This is a genomic window from Hoeflea sp., assembly GCF_039975035.1.
In the GTDB taxonomy this organism is placed as follows: domain Bacteria; phylum Pseudomonadota; class Alphaproteobacteria; order Rhizobiales; family Rhizobiaceae; genus Hoeflea.
On the sequence record NZ_JBDWHW010000092.1, the window covers coordinates 1 to 16078 of the forward strand.

General features: G+C 56.9%; 14 protein-coding genes and 1 tRNA gene. 6 read left to right on the top strand and 9 right to left on the bottom strand.

Annotation, left to right across the window (positions count from 1 at the left end; all coding sequences use genetic code 11):
* Window positions 1-197 precede the first annotated feature (197 nt).
* Window positions 198-1925, top strand: a complete 1728-nt coding sequence (locus tag ABJN75_RS07525) for a hybrid sensor histidine kinase/response regulator (RefSeq protein WP_348438325.1) — start codon at window positions 198-200, stop codon at window positions 1923-1925.
* A 19-nt stretch (window positions 1926-1944) separates the two neighbouring features.
* Here the strand turns inward: ABJN75_RS07525 and ABJN75_RS07530 are convergent, their stop codons facing one another.
* Window positions 1945-2553: a response regulator transcription factor gene (locus tag ABJN75_RS07530; protein ID WP_348438327.1), complete on the bottom strand. Its 609-nt coding sequence runs from the start codon at window positions 2551-2553 to the stop codon at window positions 1945-1947.
* A 165-nt stretch (window positions 2554-2718) separates the two neighbouring features.
* Between ABJN75_RS07530 and ABJN75_RS07535 the strand changes: the two genes are divergently transcribed.
* Window positions 2719-2970, top strand: coding sequence for a hypothetical protein (locus tag ABJN75_RS07535; RefSeq protein WP_348438329.1), 252 nt, complete (start codon window positions 2719-2721; stop codon window positions 2968-2970).
* 91 nt (window positions 2971-3061) lie between these two features.
* Here ABJN75_RS07535 and ABJN75_RS07540 read toward each other — a convergent pair whose 3' ends face one another.
* The 4 genes from ABJN75_RS07540 to ABJN75_RS07555 all read right to left on the bottom strand — a co-directional run bounded on the left by ABJN75_RS07540 (window position 3062) and on the right by ABJN75_RS07555 (window position 6108).
* Window positions 3062-3562 carry a hypothetical protein gene (locus tag ABJN75_RS07540; RefSeq protein ID WP_348438331.1) on the bottom strand — a complete coding sequence of 167 codons (501 nt, stop codon included), beginning with the start codon at window positions 3560-3562 and terminating at the stop codon, window positions 3062-3064.
* Between the two features lie 719 nt (window positions 3563-4281).
* Window positions 4282-5142: an SDR family oxidoreductase gene (locus tag ABJN75_RS07545; RefSeq protein ID WP_348438333.1), complete on the bottom strand. Its 861-nt coding sequence runs from the start codon at window positions 5140-5142 to the stop codon at window positions 4282-4284.
* A 23-nt stretch (window positions 5143-5165) separates the two neighbouring features.
* Window positions 5166-5777 (bottom strand): ferric reductase-like transmembrane domain-containing protein, encoded by a 612-nt coding sequence (locus ABJN75_RS07550; RefSeq protein ID WP_348438335.1) that lies wholly within the window; start codon window positions 5775-5777, stop codon window positions 5166-5168.
* A 46-nt stretch (window positions 5778-5823) separates the two neighbouring features.
* Window positions 5824-6108 (bottom strand): DUF2218 domain-containing protein, encoded by a 285-nt coding sequence (locus ABJN75_RS07555; RefSeq protein WP_348438336.1) that lies wholly within the window; start codon window positions 6106-6108, stop codon window positions 5824-5826.
* Window positions 6109-6210: 102 nt separating this feature from the next.
* Here ABJN75_RS07555 and ABJN75_RS07560 point away from each other — a divergent pair, with 102 nt between their 5' ends.
* The gene (locus tag ABJN75_RS07560) at window positions 6211-7092 is read left to right on the top strand and encodes a LysR family transcriptional regulator (protein WP_348438338.1); all 882 of its coding nucleotides are present in this window, start codon (window positions 6211-6213) and stop codon (window positions 7090-7092) included.
* Window positions 7093-7750: 658 nt separating this feature from the next.
* Here the strand turns inward: ABJN75_RS07560 and ABJN75_RS07565 are convergent.
* The 3 genes from ABJN75_RS07565 to ABJN75_RS07575 form a co-directional block, all read right to left on the bottom strand.
* Window positions 7751-7827 (bottom strand) — tRNA-Arg (locus ABJN75_RS07565).
* A 326-nt stretch (window positions 7828-8153) separates the two neighbouring features.
* The gene (locus ABJN75_RS07570; protein WP_348438340.1) at window positions 8154-10820 is read right to left on the bottom strand and encodes an EAL domain-containing protein; all 2667 of its coding nucleotides are present in this window, start codon (window positions 10818-10820) and stop codon (window positions 8154-8156) included.
* A 221-nt stretch (window positions 10821-11041) separates the two neighbouring features.
* Window positions 11042-11740 carry an SDR family NAD(P)-dependent oxidoreductase gene (locus ABJN75_RS07575; RefSeq protein ID WP_348438342.1) on the bottom strand — a complete coding sequence of 233 codons (699 nt, stop codon included), beginning with the start codon at window positions 11738-11740 and terminating at the stop codon, window positions 11042-11044.
* Window positions 11741-12044: 304 nt separating this feature from the next.
* Here ABJN75_RS07575 and ABJN75_RS07580 point away from each other — a divergent pair, with 304 nt between their 5' ends.
* From ABJN75_RS07580 to ABJN75_RS07590, 3 genes are all read left to right on the top strand, one after another.
* Window positions 12045-13001, top strand: a complete 957-nt coding sequence (locus tag ABJN75_RS07580) for a tripartite tricarboxylate transporter substrate binding protein (protein ID WP_348438344.1) — start codon at window positions 12045-12047, stop codon at window positions 12999-13001.
* Window positions 13002-13135: 134 nt separating this feature from the next.
* The gene (locus ABJN75_RS07585; RefSeq protein WP_348438346.1) at window positions 13136-14650 is read left to right on the top strand and encodes a tripartite tricarboxylate transporter permease; all 1515 of its coding nucleotides are present in this window, start codon (window positions 13136-13138) and stop codon (window positions 14648-14650) included.
* On the top strand, window positions 14643-15101 hold the full coding sequence (locus ABJN75_RS07590) for a tripartite tricarboxylate transporter TctB family protein (protein WP_348438348.1): 459 nt from the start codon (window positions 14643-14645) through the stop codon (window positions 15099-15101). The genes ABJN75_RS07585 and ABJN75_RS07590 overlap by 8 nt, the downstream gene beginning before the upstream one ends.
* A 51-nt stretch (window positions 15102-15152) precedes the next feature.
* Here ABJN75_RS07590 and ABJN75_RS07595 read toward each other — a convergent pair whose 3' ends face one another.
* Window positions 15153-16037: an NAD(P)-dependent oxidoreductase gene (locus tag ABJN75_RS07595; RefSeq protein ID WP_348438350.1), complete on the bottom strand. Its 885-nt coding sequence runs from the start codon at window positions 16035-16037 to the stop codon at window positions 15153-15155.
* Window positions 16038-16078 lie beyond the last annotated feature (41 nt).

Consider the following 16078-nt stretch of genomic DNA (forward strand, 5'->3'; position numbering starts at 1 on the left):
TGCCAAGGCACTGGGGCTCCATCAAAACCCACATGCGATCGGTAATGACAGTGCGATCGACGTCCATGAAAGTCTCCTCAAAAGGAAGCTTGAATCATAAATCGCGTGATTTGGGAATCCTGATACTCAACAAACCCTAGTGCGCCAGCTCTTCTGTCGAGCTAGGTTGGAATGTGCTTTTTTGGGATGGACGCCGTATGAAAACGCTGTTTCCCGGTATCACTGACTTCCAGGCTGACCGTGCCCGCTTGTTTTCGCGCGCGCCTGCCAAGATATTTCTTGGACACATGGCAGCAGCGAGCGTGCTCATCTATCTCGCATGGGATGTATTGGCGCTGCACTGGTTGCTGCTTTGGGGCGTTTGGGAAATCCTGGTAACGCCAACTCTTCTTTACGTCCTCGGCAAGCAAGCACAGGACCCGCTGAACACTGGGCTCGATCTGGACGAATGGCAGAACAGGCTCCACACCCTTTTTGCCGCTGTCGGATTGAGCTGGGGAACGTTTGTCTGTCTTGGACTGGACATACAAAATCCCGCGCATTTTTCCATGCAGATGGCCATTGTGGCTGGAGCTGCAGCTTCAGCAGCCCGCTCCCTTGGCATTTTCAAGTTCTCGTATTTTTTCTATGTGGTGCCCTTTACCGGACTCCTCGCCATTCGAATTTTCATGATGGGCGGTGACTTTGTTCTTCTGGGGGTTCTCGTCGTCGTCTTCACGGTCATGATGTGCGGATTGGCCAACGATACCAGCGATGAATTATCTGAATATCTGGCCACCAAACTGGAAAACCTCGATCTGGCAGAAAAATATCGCGCTGCAGCGAAGAAGGCAGATATAGCCAATGCCGCCAAAACACAGTTTCTGGCCCAGGCAAATCACGACTTGCGTCAACCGATACACGCAATCGGGCTCCTCACCGAGTGCTTGCGCGATCAAGAACTTGATGCCGATGGGCAAGACGTTTTGGATACCATTGATCTGTCGATCGACAATCTTTCCAATTTGTTCAAATCGCTTCTGAATGTCACCTCCTTGGATTCCGGTCGCTTGAAACCCGATCTGACAGTTTTTTCTCTCGATGAGGTGCTGCGCCAAACCGCGCGGCAAGCACTGCCTGAAGCCGAACGACATGGTGGTTCCATAAATCTGGTCGGAACGTCGATCTGTGTAGAGACCGATAAGGCGCTGCTGTCTTCGATACTTCAGAACCTGGTTTTCAATGCTGTCAAGTACGCGCCAGGTGCGAAGATACTTCTTGGTGCGAGGGTAAGGAATGGCACGGCAAGTGTTCATGTTCTCGATCAGGGAATTGGCGTGCCTGATCATCTCCAGGAAGATATTTTTCAGGAGTTTGTTCGCGGCAATCCGCAGGGTCCGGGGCGCACGGATGGGCTGGGGCTGGGGTTGCCGATTGTATCCCGCACAGCGCGGCTTCTGGATTTGAGCGTTGATTTCAGGTCAACAGAAGGCGTTGGTACGCATGTTGCCATTGATGGACTTCACGTTTCATCCCGACCAGTCCAGGCGCAGGCTGAAATCAATTCCCGCAGGGAATGTATAAAGCCGAACAAGACGGTCCTGATCATCGACGACAATCCGCAGGTGACAAAGGCAATGAAAAACCTTCTGTTGAACTGGGGCTATGACGTTAAGACCAGTACGCCAATGTCGGATATTCCGAGACGCTTTGACATGCTTCTCATGGACTATCACCTCAACATTTCGAAAAACGGCATCGACCTTGCAAAAGAGATAAATCAGAGATCGTCGGTGCCTACCGCAATTATCAGCGGTACGATCACCGCTCAAATCGGGGAGTTGGCGAAACAGCAGGGATTTTGGACGCTCCACAAGCCTGTGTCGCCCATGCAGCTGCGTTCTGTCCTGTTGGCAATGACCGCCGGTTACGCCAACGCGAGCTGATGCCGCAGAATTGCACCGGCTAAATCAACCCGTACAAAACCGCCTTTGCCGATGCGGCCGAGCGGGTGGATACCCCCATTGACTTAAACACCGCGGAAATATGTGCGCGAACGGTAAAGGGAGAAATGCCCAGTTCGCGCGCAATCTCCTTGTTTGTTTTTCCCTGGCCGATTCCGACAAGGACATCGATGTGCCGTTGTGAGAGGTTCGGGACAATACTCTGCCCGATGGCATCATCACCATCCAGACAGACAACAATTTCGCCCTCCACGATCTTGTTGATGGAAAGCAATATTTCGTCGGGGGAGACGGATTTCGAGATGAATCCGTTTGCACCCGCCGCGATCATTTCTTTCGCAACCTTGTTGTCGTCAGTCATTGAAATAACAACCAGTGCTGACCCAGGGTATGCTTGGCGCAAATCAGCTACAGTTTCCGCTCCCTTGAAACCGGGAAACACCAGATCAAGCAGCATCATGATGGGAGCTTCGTTCTTTCGCGCCTCTGACAGCAAGGAATCCGTGTCGGTCACCTCCACAATCGACGCCGTCATGACGCGCTGAATGATGCGTCGCAGACCTTCACGGAACAGCGGGTGGTCGTCAGCGATAATTATCCTGCCAACCATGTCCCCCCCAAGGTCGCCAAACTCCATTATCCAGCAATACGTTATAAAGGAATAGCGCTCAAGGGACCGAAACTTTCATGCTTTCAATGATCCGTCTACATTGAGCCGAGAGTTTCGCTCAATCCGGGCACCACTTGAAACGAGATGACCTCCGAGGGCTCAAACATGCTTCAGATCCTTTGCAATCTGGTTGTGCCGGGGCTTGGCACCCTGTTCATGCGAAAGCCAGTTGTCGGAACCATTCAGCTGCTGATGCTGGTTTGCGCCCTCGTGCTAGCCGCCACGGTGTTTCTTGTATTTTTCGGAATTGTTGTCTGGTTTATTGATTTGATATGGGCACTGGGGGTCGGTATTTTCTGGTATCGACGGAGGCGCCAAAATTCGCGCAAAGTTACAGCAAGCTCCGAGAGCCATTGATTGGATGGCGTGTCATGACGGCTGTGAATTCGGTGGCCACTGCGAAGGAATTGGGGAAATAGCCCAGCGCGCTTGGCGATGTGGGGATAGCTCAAAAATAGGTGAAATTGACATAGCCAATCAGCGCTGCACCGCCCAAAACGCAAAGTACGAAAATGAGTGGCGCGATCAAGCCGGAGAGGAAGCCAAGGTTCTCTATCCAGAGAATTGGCTTTTTCGCGATATGGGCATCCGCAGGGTCAACCGGCATTTGAACCGGCTCACCGTCCTTCAGCAGCGGGTTTTTAAGATGCGCCGCGAGCGGAGTAAGCGCAAACCAGAAAAAGAGGAGGCCGGCTGCGCCATATATCGATAAAGTCAGTAAATCGACCGGACCGCTGCCTCTGAACAGAATCCATCCCCAAAACCCGAGCGCCAGAATTCCAACCGTCGTCGCGACGCCGATGCTGGCGACGGGCGTGATGTCGATTTCAGCGGCACAATTTCCGCATTTGTAGTGAATTGTCGAATTGTACACCTGCATCTTGCGCGAGACCGGTATCAGCCTGGGTTCGTGGCACTGTGCACATTGTCTGATTTTGGACATTTCCACTCCCTCCGCTCCAGGCTTGCAGTGTTTGCGGATTGCGACCACTTCAATAGTCGTGCCCTTAGAACCCGAAAGTGTAGGCAAGCTCGCCAACCTGATTCAGGATATCCAGACGCCGCGACGCCGCTAAAGTCCCAAATTCGCTCTCACCATGGGTTTCATCATGGTTCTTAGCAAACTGTGACCTATTCACATGGAGAAACGCAATTTGGACAGATGTACTAATGCTCCGCCAAACACATGTCAGCTACGCTGACTACCTGGCACGGAACGGCGGGCCCATGAGCCGGGCTCTTCAAGTTTGGGCTCTCCTAAACCGATCGCCGTTCCTCTGGTCGTGATGCTGATCATACAAACCCCCAAAGCCATGTAGCCTGTGATCCGTCAGCTGCAAGTTCCACAGTCCGAGGGCACAAAGGAACTTGGCAAATGGGAAGCCTGTTGGAGGTGGTTACTGGCTTTGGGTGTCACTCTCGTAGTTTCATTTTATTGCAATAGGCCGTTGCCCCATCAATTCTGGCTTCAGATACGATCAACCCCGCAGGGAGCATTCCTGCGGGGCGTCTTGCGTTCGCACCAACGAAGCAACAGGCGTTGGCATGATCAAAAGGATCAGCCACTGCCCGTCCATCAACCGTCTATTGAGGCAAGATTGATGCCGGAAACGCACGTAACGTTGGAAAAATGGGAGCACGTCGAGGGGTCATGCCGCAGGAGCATCATCAGACTTTCGCGTTTGCCTGGATCTCCGAGAAGTAATCATCCCAGGATTGATGGGGGCGTCCGGCTGCTTGGGCGTAGTTGCTGGCGTTGTCGAAAGCGCCATCACGGATGCCCGAATATATGCCTGCGATGACCGTGCCGATGAATTCGCCAAGTTCGACAATGCGATTCTGCTTGTAAGCCTCGACGCTCATGGCGCGATACACCACAGAGGTTCCAAGAATCTGGCTCAGGTAATCGGCCAGCGCCGCCTGGGTCAGGCTCTCGCCGTGCAAATTGTAGGTTTGAGCGTTGTGGATTTCGCTGACCAGCAATTGTGCATAGGCGTAGGCCAATTCGTCCCGGGTCGTGTAGCCGCACTTTCCGTCTCTGGCACAGTTGGCAATCTCACCGGCAGCCCTGTAGGACTCGATATAGTCGATGTCGGGCTCGATATAGATGCCGTTGCGGCCGATGACCCAATCCAGCCCACTCTCGCGCACATCCTGCTCGGTCTGGCGGTTGCTTTGTACCACCGCCGAGAAGCTGGAACCTTCATCCGGCCCCTGCACGCTGGTATAGACAATCTTGCGCACCCCGGCGGTTTTAGCGGCTTCAATAACATTGCGGTGCTGGCCAATACGTTTGCCGGGTTCATCCATGCCGGAGACCAGCAGCACGACATCCACGCCGCAAAGAGAACGCTCGAGACCGGTACGATCGTCATAATCTCCCTTGCGGATCTCGACCCCGAGATCACAAGCTTTCTCCGGATTTCGGGCAAGGCCGATGACGGTATCGGCGCCGGCGCGTGCCGTGAGTGCCTTGACGATGGCTCGGCCAAGCTGGCCGCTGGCGGCAGTAACAGCGATTGTGGTCATGGTGGATTTTCCTCTGTTTCGTGTCATGACGCGATCTTGGCAGCGACAGCCAGCGAACGCTTGGCGCCTGCGGTTTTCCAGATGCGGTAGATTTCCAGGGCCGCCAGCGGCACAAAATGCACCAGAGCCGGACCAATATTGTCGTTAATGAATACCCAGTGCAGCAGAGTGGCGACGGCTGCCGGATAGACAAAGCGTTGCAGCGTCTTCCAGGTGCGGCGAAGCCGGCGGACGGAAGCATCATTGGACGTCAGCGCCAGCGGCACGAAGATGACGAATGCCACCCAGCCGGTCCAGATACCAAGCGTGGCGATATCCGCCGCAACGGCTGAGAGCGATCCAAGGTCTATCACATAATAGAGCGTATGCAGGGTTGCATAGAAGAAGGCGGCGACACCAAGGTAGCGGCGCCGGCGCAGCAGCCAGAGCACCGCGACGGATTTCGGCAACAACATCCGCAACGGCGTGAGCATCATGGCGATGATCATGAATCGGGCAGAGAATTCCCCGGTGGGGTGCAGCAGCGGCTCCAGATCTCCGCCAGACAATGCACCGTCGATCAGGGCGATGGAGGGCAGGGCAAGCAGCACCCAGAAAGCGTAGGGTGAGTTGAAAAGAGTTTTCAGGGTTTTCATAGTCTCGTCTCCGGGTGTCGTGATCTTGCCCAAGCGCATCAGGCAGTCATGGCTGGTTGATTGCGTCCCAAGTCACAGTGAGGGATTCACGAAAGGCGAAACGCTCAAGATGATTTCCGATCACCTGTTCGAGCTTGCCGATATCGTCACCCGCAACCGTCAGGACCAGTTTCTCGTCCCGGGCGAGTAGAACGCAGGTACCGAAAGGCAGGGTGATGGAACCGTTCAGGGCATCGAACTCAACCGGCACCTTGTGGCCAAAATGCTTGCAGAGCTGTTGCAGATACTGGCTCGCCTTCGGCGTTTGAACATGGCTGATGGATTGGCTCATAGTGATGACCTTTCAATTTTTCATAGAATAGGGATGTTCTCATCGTTTGACTTGATGGGGTAAATTTGAATTATTATCTCATTCAATCGAAGGATGTGATCAATGATCGACGATCTGCGTGCACTTGCCATCTTCGCCAAGGTTGCCGAAGCGGGCAGTTTCAGCGCCGCAGGCCGCGCGCTTCGGCTGTCGACATCGGTGGTCAGCCACCATGTGAAAGTGCTTGAGACCCGTCACGGCGTTACCCTGTTGCACCGCTCGACCCGGGCGCTGTCGCTGACGGGCGAGGGGCGCCGACTGCTGGAAGCCGCCAGGCGGATGGTCGAGGCGGCCGAGGAAGGCCTCGACGCCATTGCCGATATCAGCGCCGGGCCTGCCGGCGCCTTACGCTTGACGATGCCCGCATTCCTGACCAACAGCCCGCAGGAAAACGCGATCTGGCGGTTCGCCCGACGCTATCCCAATGTGGCCATCACCCTCCACGGCAGCGATGAACAGATCAATCTGATCGCGGAAGGCTACGACATGGCTATTCGCCTGGGGGCGATGCCTGAAAGCACTTTGATGGGCCGCAAGATAGGAACGTTCGAGCGCTTGCTTGTTGCAGCCCCGTCTTACCTGGAGACGATCGAGAAACCGGTGGTTCCACAGGATCTTGCCCGATGTGATTTTGTGCTGCTGGACATGCTGCCCGACAAATTCGTGCTCACGCGCGGAAAGGAAGAGGTCACTGTGCTACCCGAACAATCACGGGTTCTGGTCAACTCGATCAGCGGTGCCCGGTCCGCGGTTCTGGCCGGGCTCGGCCTGCAGAAGTTGCCGCTGAGCGAAATCAGAGAGGATCTCGCGACCGGACTGCTGGTGCGGGTGTTGCCGGACTGGTCGATGCCGACGCTCAATATCCACGCCGTTTGGCCTGGATCAAGCCGCCGCAGCAGTTTGGCCAGGTTGTTGTTGGAGTATCTCCTTAAGGTGCAGGGCTAAGCTCGACTTTGTACGATTTCTGGTCACGTCCAGGCCCAAAAGATACCCTCGTTGGCAATGAACTCGGGCGCATCCTCGAGAGGCATGACGACGCCGCCCATGTCGTCGACATCCTCCCACTTGCGACGGTGTGTGCGAGGAAGAGCAAAAGGGCATGAGTGACCTCTTTTGCTCTTGCTTCAACAGAATTTACTTTTCGATGAACTTTAGTCATGGAACCTCCTGTGAGGGAGGAGCGCAAGAATTGTGAGGAAGAAAAGTTACGACCTCGCCAGCTCACGCTCCTCGTAATGATAACGAGTGGTGATGAGCTGTTCCGATAGAAAACGTGCGCGGTCACAGACGTTATTTCACTATCGGCGGACCCTAAGGTCCTGCTTCCCGTTATGGGAGGTCGGTTTGCTCGATATAAAACCGCTGGCTTTTTCAAAGCCAAGACGTTTCAGAACAAATCTAAGTTCCGAGCCGCATTGCTATTATCGGGATCATTTGTACCCAAATCAAGTGCTGAATTGTGATTTCTTCTGAGTCCAATTGCTGAAACGCTTGTGCCCGCAAAGTCATTTAAGGGGCAAGTTGTTCACTTCATAGCGATTGCTATTTGATTGCTAGACGAACAATCAAATTTCGAGTAAACTGGCTAAATCATTGGAAGTATTGGCGCACCCGACAGGATTCGAACCTGTGACCTCTGCCTTCGGAGGGCAGCACTCTATCCAGCTGAGCTACGGGTGCATCCGTTGCGCCTGGCGGGGAGGAGGTCCAATCAGGATTTTGGCCTGAATCCAGCCCCGCGAAGCAGCTGACAAGCGGTCTTCTAGCTCATCACGCACGGCGCATCAATGCAATAATCATGGTGTTGACGATGCTTGTCGAATTGAGTGGCGCGGGTTTGAATTCAGCCGGAGGCGGCCGGTCGGAGGTGGAAACATTATGGCGGCAGGCAGTGTGATCCCCGGGCCGCGGTGCGTCCTGCCCACACATGGGCAGCCTGGCATGTCGGTGATGTCCGCTGCGGGGTCCGCAGGTAACCGCATCGAGGGCTTGGCTGCAATCGCGCCTCACGCCACCTGCCGCCAGGTCTCATTGACAATGAACTTCATCAGTTGGTTCGAGGACATCGGGCGGGCCAGCGCGTAGCCCTGAAGCGTATCGCAACCGAGATCACGAAGAATGACGGCGTGTTCCATGGTCTCGACGCCTTCGGCAATCACCTTGATGCCGAGGGATTGACCGATTTCGATAATGGAGGCGACGAGACGACGCTGGCTGTCCGAACCGACGATGGGCGATATCAGTTGACGATCAATCTTCAGCCGGTCGGGCCGAACCTGGATCAGGCTCACGATCGAAGCAAAGCCGGTGCCGAAATCGTCGATCTCGATTTCAATGCCCAACGCCTTGAGACGCGCGATATTGGCGACGATGGTGTCGTTCTTGTCGTCGAGAAAGATGGATTCGAGCAGTTCGAACGAAAGCGTGCCCCGTTCGATGGCGATGCCATCGAGGCTGTCGATAAGATCGGTCTCATACAGCCGGCCGGCGGACACATTGACCGACATTTTCGGGATCGAGATGCCGGCGGCTTTCCAGCGGGTCGATTGCCACAACGTCTGCTTGAGGATCGAGCGATCGATCAACGGCACGACGTTAAGCTCGCTCGCGGTCTTGAGAAAGACGTCGGGCGTCAGCACGCCCTCGGTCGGGTGTTCCCAGCGCGCCAATGCCTCGACACCGACCACATCCAGCGTCCTGGCGTCGAATTGCGGCTGGAAATAGGGCAGGAATTCGGTCCGCTCAAGCCCGTTGAGAATGTCATCGGCAACGCGTTTGTTGCGGATGATCTCGGCCTTGAGGGAGGCGGTGAAGAACTCGAAGCGATTGCGTCCGTTGCTCTTGGCCCGGTACAGTGCGATATCGGCGTCGATCAGCAGCCGCTTGCCGCAATTGTCCTCATCCGGATCGGCAATGGCAATCCCGATGCTGACCCCGAACCGGCACTCGTGGCTCTCGTAGGGAACCGGCTGACGCATTTGCACGATGATCCGGTTGGCAAGGGCAGACAGCTGCTCTTCGCTGGTCTTCGATGTCGTTGCGATGACAAATTCATCACCGCCGATCCGGGCGATGAAGTCGCCGGCGCGCGTGCTGGTCTTCAACACTGTCGCGGCATGGGCGAGCATCGCGTCTCCCGCGGCGTGCCCCAGCGTGTCATTGATCTGCTTGAACCGGTCAAGGTCGATATGCAGCAGCGCGGTTACCGTCTTTCCGGCATGACCATTCAGCAGCCTCTCGTCGAGAAACCGCCGGTTGGGCAGACCGGTGAGACTGTCATGCAACGAGTTGCGTTCCATCTGGGCGCGCGCGTCTTCCAGCTCGCGGTTCCTCAACTCGGCATTCTGCTTGGATGCAAGCAGTCTTGTCTTGAGTTCAATATCGGCGGAGACATCCCAGTTGACGCCGACAATATATCGCTGGCCACGCAAATCATGATGCACCGCGCCTATCGCACGGATCCAGCGCGGTGTTCCGTCACCGGTAAGCACGCGGAATTCGGAATTGTAGGTGCCGCCGGTGATGATTGCGTGATTGAATTCGTCTTCCGCCTGGGCCCTGTCGTCCGGATGGACCGCTGACGACCAGATATCGATGCGGAGCTTTTCAACACCGCCTGCAACACCATAGAGTTCGCGCATCCGCTCGTCCCAGGTCAGCATGCCGGTATCCAGATTGTATTCCCAGACCCCAATTTTTGACGTGTTGAGCGCCAGTTTGAGCCGGTGCGAGAGTTTTTCCACTTCGCTTTTGCGGCGATTGATTTCGCGTATGTTGACCCGGCGCTGGTCGTAAAGATGACCTGCGATGGAAATTGGCAAGATCACCAGCAGACCGCCAAGCAGAATAAACAGCCGGATCTGCCAGACATTGCCCGGCGTGGCGGACCAGCCGCCTTTGGGCATGGCGGCAAGCTGCCAGCTGCCGCTGGGCAACGTCACTTCGGTGATCACCGGATCGTTGGCAAAGGTTGTTGGCGATCCGAAAAACACTTCGCCTTCAGCGCCGGTCCCGCCTTTTCCTGCGATGGCAAGTTCGATCGGCAGGCCGGCTGCGAGAAGCCCGCTTTCCGCGTAGAGGCGTTCCACATCGATGACCGCAGCGACAAGGCCCCACAAATGTCTGGCGCCTGTGCCGTCATCGATGAAGACAGGGAAGCGGCCGACAAAACCCTGTCCTCCCTGGACCAGGTTTACCGGCCCCGCCAGCACCATTTCCTGCGATTCAACGGCCCGCATGGCCGCTTCACGCTGCATTTCATTGATGCGGTAGTCGAGCCCGATGGCCTTTTCGTTGCCGCGCAACGGATACATCAGGCTGACCACCAGGTTCGGAGCCCCGGCAATGTTGCGCAATTGCGAATGCGTGCCGACCAGTCCGGAGGCAATTTTGCTGAAGCTGAGTTGATCGATGTCAGGTTGCGTCTCGATGACCGCCACCAGTCCCCGCACCAGTTGAATGTTGCTGTTGATGTTGCCTTCGAGCTTTGCCCGCACCAGCCCCAGCTGTTCACTGACCTTGGCGCGCGCATTCTGATAGGAGAGGACGCGGTTCTGGTTTTCAGCGAACAAGCCCGCAGCCAAGGTTACCACGAGCGCTATCCCGGCGGCAAAGACACTGGGCCGCAGCAGGATACTGCAGTGATTGATGAGGCGTTTCAACTTCAAAGGCATGGCGATTCCTGCGAAATCGCGTTGCCTCCGACATGATTCTGATCGAGGCCGCGATTCCAATTCGACCTCAGTTTAGGTTGTAAAAGCAAAAAAAGGCTAAAGCCGCTTTAAGGCCGCTGGTGATGGTCAGGTGCCTGTGCCCGGAGCTCAACCGGTGGGCCAGGCAAAGGCTCAGACAGCCGGCAACAGCCGTGACCCCCTTGTCTGTTATCACTGCGCTTTCAGAATCGTTCCACCCAGGGTCTTAGTGTCAGTTCGTCTGTCCATGCGCTTCGGTTCTGGCGGATGAGCGCCAGATAGTTTCGCGCAATTTCATCCGGATCGAGCATCGATTGCGGTTTTTCGTCCGGTTCGCTCCGGCCCGGATTGCGAATTGCTCCATCGATATTGACCCAGGCGACGTGAATTCCCTGCGGGTGCAATTCGCGCGCCATCGATTGCGCCAGTCCGCGCTGTGCGAATTTTCCCATTGCGAAGGGCGCCGATTGCGCAAACCCCTTCACCCCAGCGGACGCGCCGGTAAACAGGATGGCGCCGCGCCCGGTCCCTTCATCGTTCTGCTCCAACATTCTTCGCGCCGCCGCCTGACCGACAAGAAAGGAGCCGAAAGCCGTCACCCGGATCGATCGCTCCACCTCGGCCGGATCGAGATCCACGAGCGGTCCGCGCTGGCGGTAGGACGGATTGTAAACGCAGATCCCGAGCGACCCTTCGATACAATCCATCATTTTCTGGACCTGGGCCGGATTGGAAGCGTCGCAAGCCACCACTTGTGCGCCGGTCTCTTGTCTCAACGCGCTGATCTTGCCGATGTCGCGTGCTGACAGCACCACCTCGTAGCCCTCGGCGTGAAACAGACGCGCCAGTGATGCGGACAGTCCGTCGCCGACGCCAACCACGAGTGCTTTCGAGTGAACCATTTTTCACCTCCAGTCCGGGATTTGTGATGACCGTCCGGGTGGTAGCGGTGAAGTCAGCGGTGGCCAAGCCGAATGATGCGGAGGGCAGCCACATGAGCGGAGCTTTCGGGACCGGAAGCCAGCAATACCGGCGCCTTGAAATCGAATGAAAGGTCATGACAAACCGGCTGACAGGTGTTTATATGATCGTGCTGTGTCGGCCGTTCTCGGGGAGAGGATATGAGATCGGGCGAGACGGCTTTTTAGGTATTATTGCGAGTCGGCATGTAAGCGCTTGCATTTCAAGAGTTTCTGGGAGGAAAGCATGTTCAATCTGAAAACCGCCAAGACATTGGTGATTGCGTCAGCGGTCTCGATCGCCGCGGCGACCGGCGCCATGGCGTTTCCGGACAAATCGGTCGAGTACGTCATTCCATTTGGACCGGGAGGCGAATCCGATATTTCCGCTCGCTTCCAGCAGCCGTTTTTCAAGGACAAGTTCGGTCAGGATCTTGTGGTCTCCTACAAGCCCGGCGGCGGCGGCGCGGTCGGCTGGTCCCAGCTCAACTCGATGACAGCCGATGGCTACACGATCATGGGCACAAACCTGCCGCATATCGTCATTCAACCGGCGCAGAAGGATGTCGGCTACACCACCGATGACATCAAGACCTTCTACATGTTCCATTACACGCCCGATGCGATCGTGGTGACCGCCGACAGCCCTTATCAGACGCTGGCCGATCTCATTGCCGACGCCAAGGCCAATCCCGGTTCGCTGACCATGTCGGGTTCAGGCAAGGCAACGGCCAACCATCTCGCGCAGATCCGCTTTGACAAGATGGCCGGCATCAAGTCCACCTATGTGCCGTTCAAGGGTACAGGCGCATCAACAACGGCAATGCTCGGCAAACAGGTGAAGGCGCAATGGGGCTACACGACAGTGGGCGCGGCACAAGGTGACGCGGTCCGGTTGCTGGCGGTAGCCATGGAGGAGCGGCATCCGCTTTTCCCCGATGTTCCGACCTTCAAGGAACTCGGCTTCGAGATGGTCGGTGGCGCCTATCGCGGCATGGCGGTTCCCAAGGATACCCCGGCTGAAACGGTCAAGGCCCTGTCGGACATGTTTGGCGAAATCAATGCTGACGAGGCATTCCGCAAGCAGATGCTCGATGGCGGCTTCGCGCTGCTCGACGTCGGCATCGATGGCATGGATGACTTCATGAAGGCCCGCAAGGCCGAATATATCGAGGCGGCGACCGAGGCAGGTCTGCTCAACTGATCCGGCGTCTTGCGTCCAGGCCCTTATGGCCTGGACGCCCCTCCCATGAAGTGTGAAGCACCGCAAGCCGAAGGCAGCATTCTCTTGCGCCCGGTTGGCCCGGCGTCACCCTCCATCTGACTGGACAAGTCCACATGGATTTCGAACATCTGGCAAATGCGCTGACGCTGACCAATCTGGCATTCGCGTTGTTCGGCGTTGTCGCCGGCACCATTATCGGATCGATCCCGGGTCTGTCGGCGACCATGGCGGTGGCCGTGCTTGTACCGATCACTTTCAGCATGGAGCCGGCTTCCGCGCTGATCCTGCTTGGCGCAATCTATACCGGCGCCATTTACGGCGGCGCCTATTCGGCCATTCTGCTCAACACGCCCGGCACCCCCTCGGCGATCGGCACCACCTTTGACGGCTATCCGATGGCCAAGCGCGGAGACGGTGATCTTGCCGTGGCGATTGCCTGCTATGCCAGCGTTTTCGGCGGGATGGTTGGAGCTCTGGCGCTGTTGCTGCTGGCCCCGCCGCTATCGTCGGTAGCACTGGCCTTCGGGCCGGTGGAATATCTGTGGCTCTCGATCTTCGGCCTGTCGTTGATCGCTTCCCTGTCAACCGGCAATGTGCTCAAGGGCCTGGCCGGCGGCGCCTTTGGGATGCTTCTCTCCTGCGTCGGGGTCGCGGAAATCTCGGCCGATATCCGCCTGACCTTCGGCAGCCCCACCATGATCGGGGGCATCGAAGTGGTCGGCGCGCTGATCGGGCTTTACTGCATCCCGGTTCTCATAGATCTGGTGGCAACGCCTGAGCGTCATCTCAAGGTAGAGCAGGGCGGTCGCGCCGTGCGTTTCCGCGAGGGCGCGGCAATCGCCTGGAAATCCCGGTTCAATCTGCTGCGCTCCTCGATCATCGGCACGGTGATCGGCATCCTGCCGGGGGCCGGCGGGTCGGTGGCAGGTCTGGTGGCCTATTCCGAGGCCAAGCGCACGGCCAGGCCGGGACAAAAGTTCGGCGAGGGCGAACCCGATGGCGTCATGGCGACAGAAGCCGCCAACAACGCCACCGTTGGCGGCGGTTTCATCCCGACATTGGTGCTGGGCATTCCCGGCACACCGCCCGATGCTGTCATTCTTGGCGCGCTCCTGGTGCAGGGGGTGAGAACAGGTCCGACGCTGTTTGATGGTGGCGGATCGATTGTCTACACCTTCATTTTCGGCCTGTTTATCGCGACGATCCTGATGTTGCCGACCGGCCTGCTGATTGGGCGCTATGCCTACAAGACCATCGTCACCATCCCCAAGACCATTCTGGTGCCTTCCGTCGGCTTCATGACCATCATCGGCACATTTGCCATTCGCAATTCGATCTCCGATGTCATGATCATGATCGTGCTCGGGACTGTCGGATGGGTGTTGTCGCGCTTCGGTTTTGCCGCTTCACCCATTGTGCTGGGGCTCATTCTCGGTCCGATCGCCGAGCAGGGCTTTGTCCAGGCCTGGATCATCGGGGATGCCACCGGCAATCTCGCCGGCATGTTCTTCGGAAGACCGATTTCGCTGGCGATTATCGCCTTCACCATCCTGTCGCTGGTTTACCCGGCCATTCAAAGCCGCCGGGCAAAGCGGACCCTCCAGATGCAGGCCGGCGCCAATGACTGAGACACCCTCCAAAACCGGGTCGAAAGACATCGGCACACTGGTCATCGCGAGCCTCTTCATCGGCGCAGGGGTGCTCACGCTTTACGATGTGACCACCTATTCGGACACGGATTCGGTAGTATTTCCGACCTTTGTCGCCTACGCGCTGATTTTCTGCTCAGCGCTGGTGATCATCTATTCCTGGCTGCGGCCGAACCCGGACAACGGATTTGGCAACGGCGACTGGTGGCGGCGTTTGCTGCTGGTCGCCAGCATGATCGGTTGCGGTCTTCTCATGCCGCTCGCAGGCTTCCTGCCGGCGACCGCGATTGCCTTTGCCGGCAGTTTGATCGCCGCCCGCCATGAGGGCTGGGACCTCAAGAACGCGCTCGTCTTTGCGGTGTCTGGCATTTTTATCATGGCCGGGTTTTACAGCCTGTTCCGGTTTGCGCTTGGCGTTCCGCTGCCTTGAAACAGAGCCCTCGCAGCCAATGCATGATGGCAACTTGTAAACCGGAAATACCTATTTCACATATTTGCGCCAGTTGTGTCCTTCGGAAAATCCGAGCATCTCGCGGATCTTGAGGTTGGAATAAAGCGCTTCATGCTCGCCCATCTCGCGGGTAAAGGGAACGCCGGGGAAGAACCGTTCTGCGATCTCGGCTGTCGGCATATCAACCGAATTGGTGTCATTGCCGGCGTTGAAGATCTGGAAGCCGAGCCCGTCGGTTTTCAGGCACCGGTCTACGATCTGACCCAGGTCGCGGGCGTCGATATAGCAGAAGATGTTGCGGCGGCGGACTTCGGGATGGGCGAAGAAGCCGGGAAACCGGTCATATTCATGCGGTTCCATCACATTTCCGATGCGAAGCGCGTAAATGTCAAAGCCGGAACGGCGCTGGAAACCGCGCGCGGTCCGCTCGTTGACGACCTTCGACATGCCGTAGGAATCCATCGGATTGACATCCATGTCTTCATCCACCGGCAGTGAGGCCGGATTGACTTCGCCATCGGCGAAACACACGCCATAGGTGGTTTCCGATGAGGCGATGATGATCTTGTTGATGCCAAGCTTTACCGCCGCCTCAATCACATTGTAGGTGCCCACAGTGTTGATCCGGAAGGTCTCGTTGTCCGGGCGGATCAGAATCCGCGGCACGGCGGCGAAATGCACCACGGCGTCGAACCTCGGCACGCCGGTCCCTGGCTCCAGCTCATCGAAATCGGCATAGCTGGTCATGACGTTGAACATTTGCCCCGAATCGGTGATGTCCGCCGTCAGGTTGTCGACCCCCGGATGGTCAAGCGGCGTCAGGTCGACATTGACCACGCGATGGCCATGCTCGATGAGGTAGGGAATGACATGTTTGCCGGCCTTGCCGGATCCGCCTGTGAACAAAATTCGCATTTTTGTCTCCTCCTGTTCTGCGCAGGGTCGGGTCTTCTGCA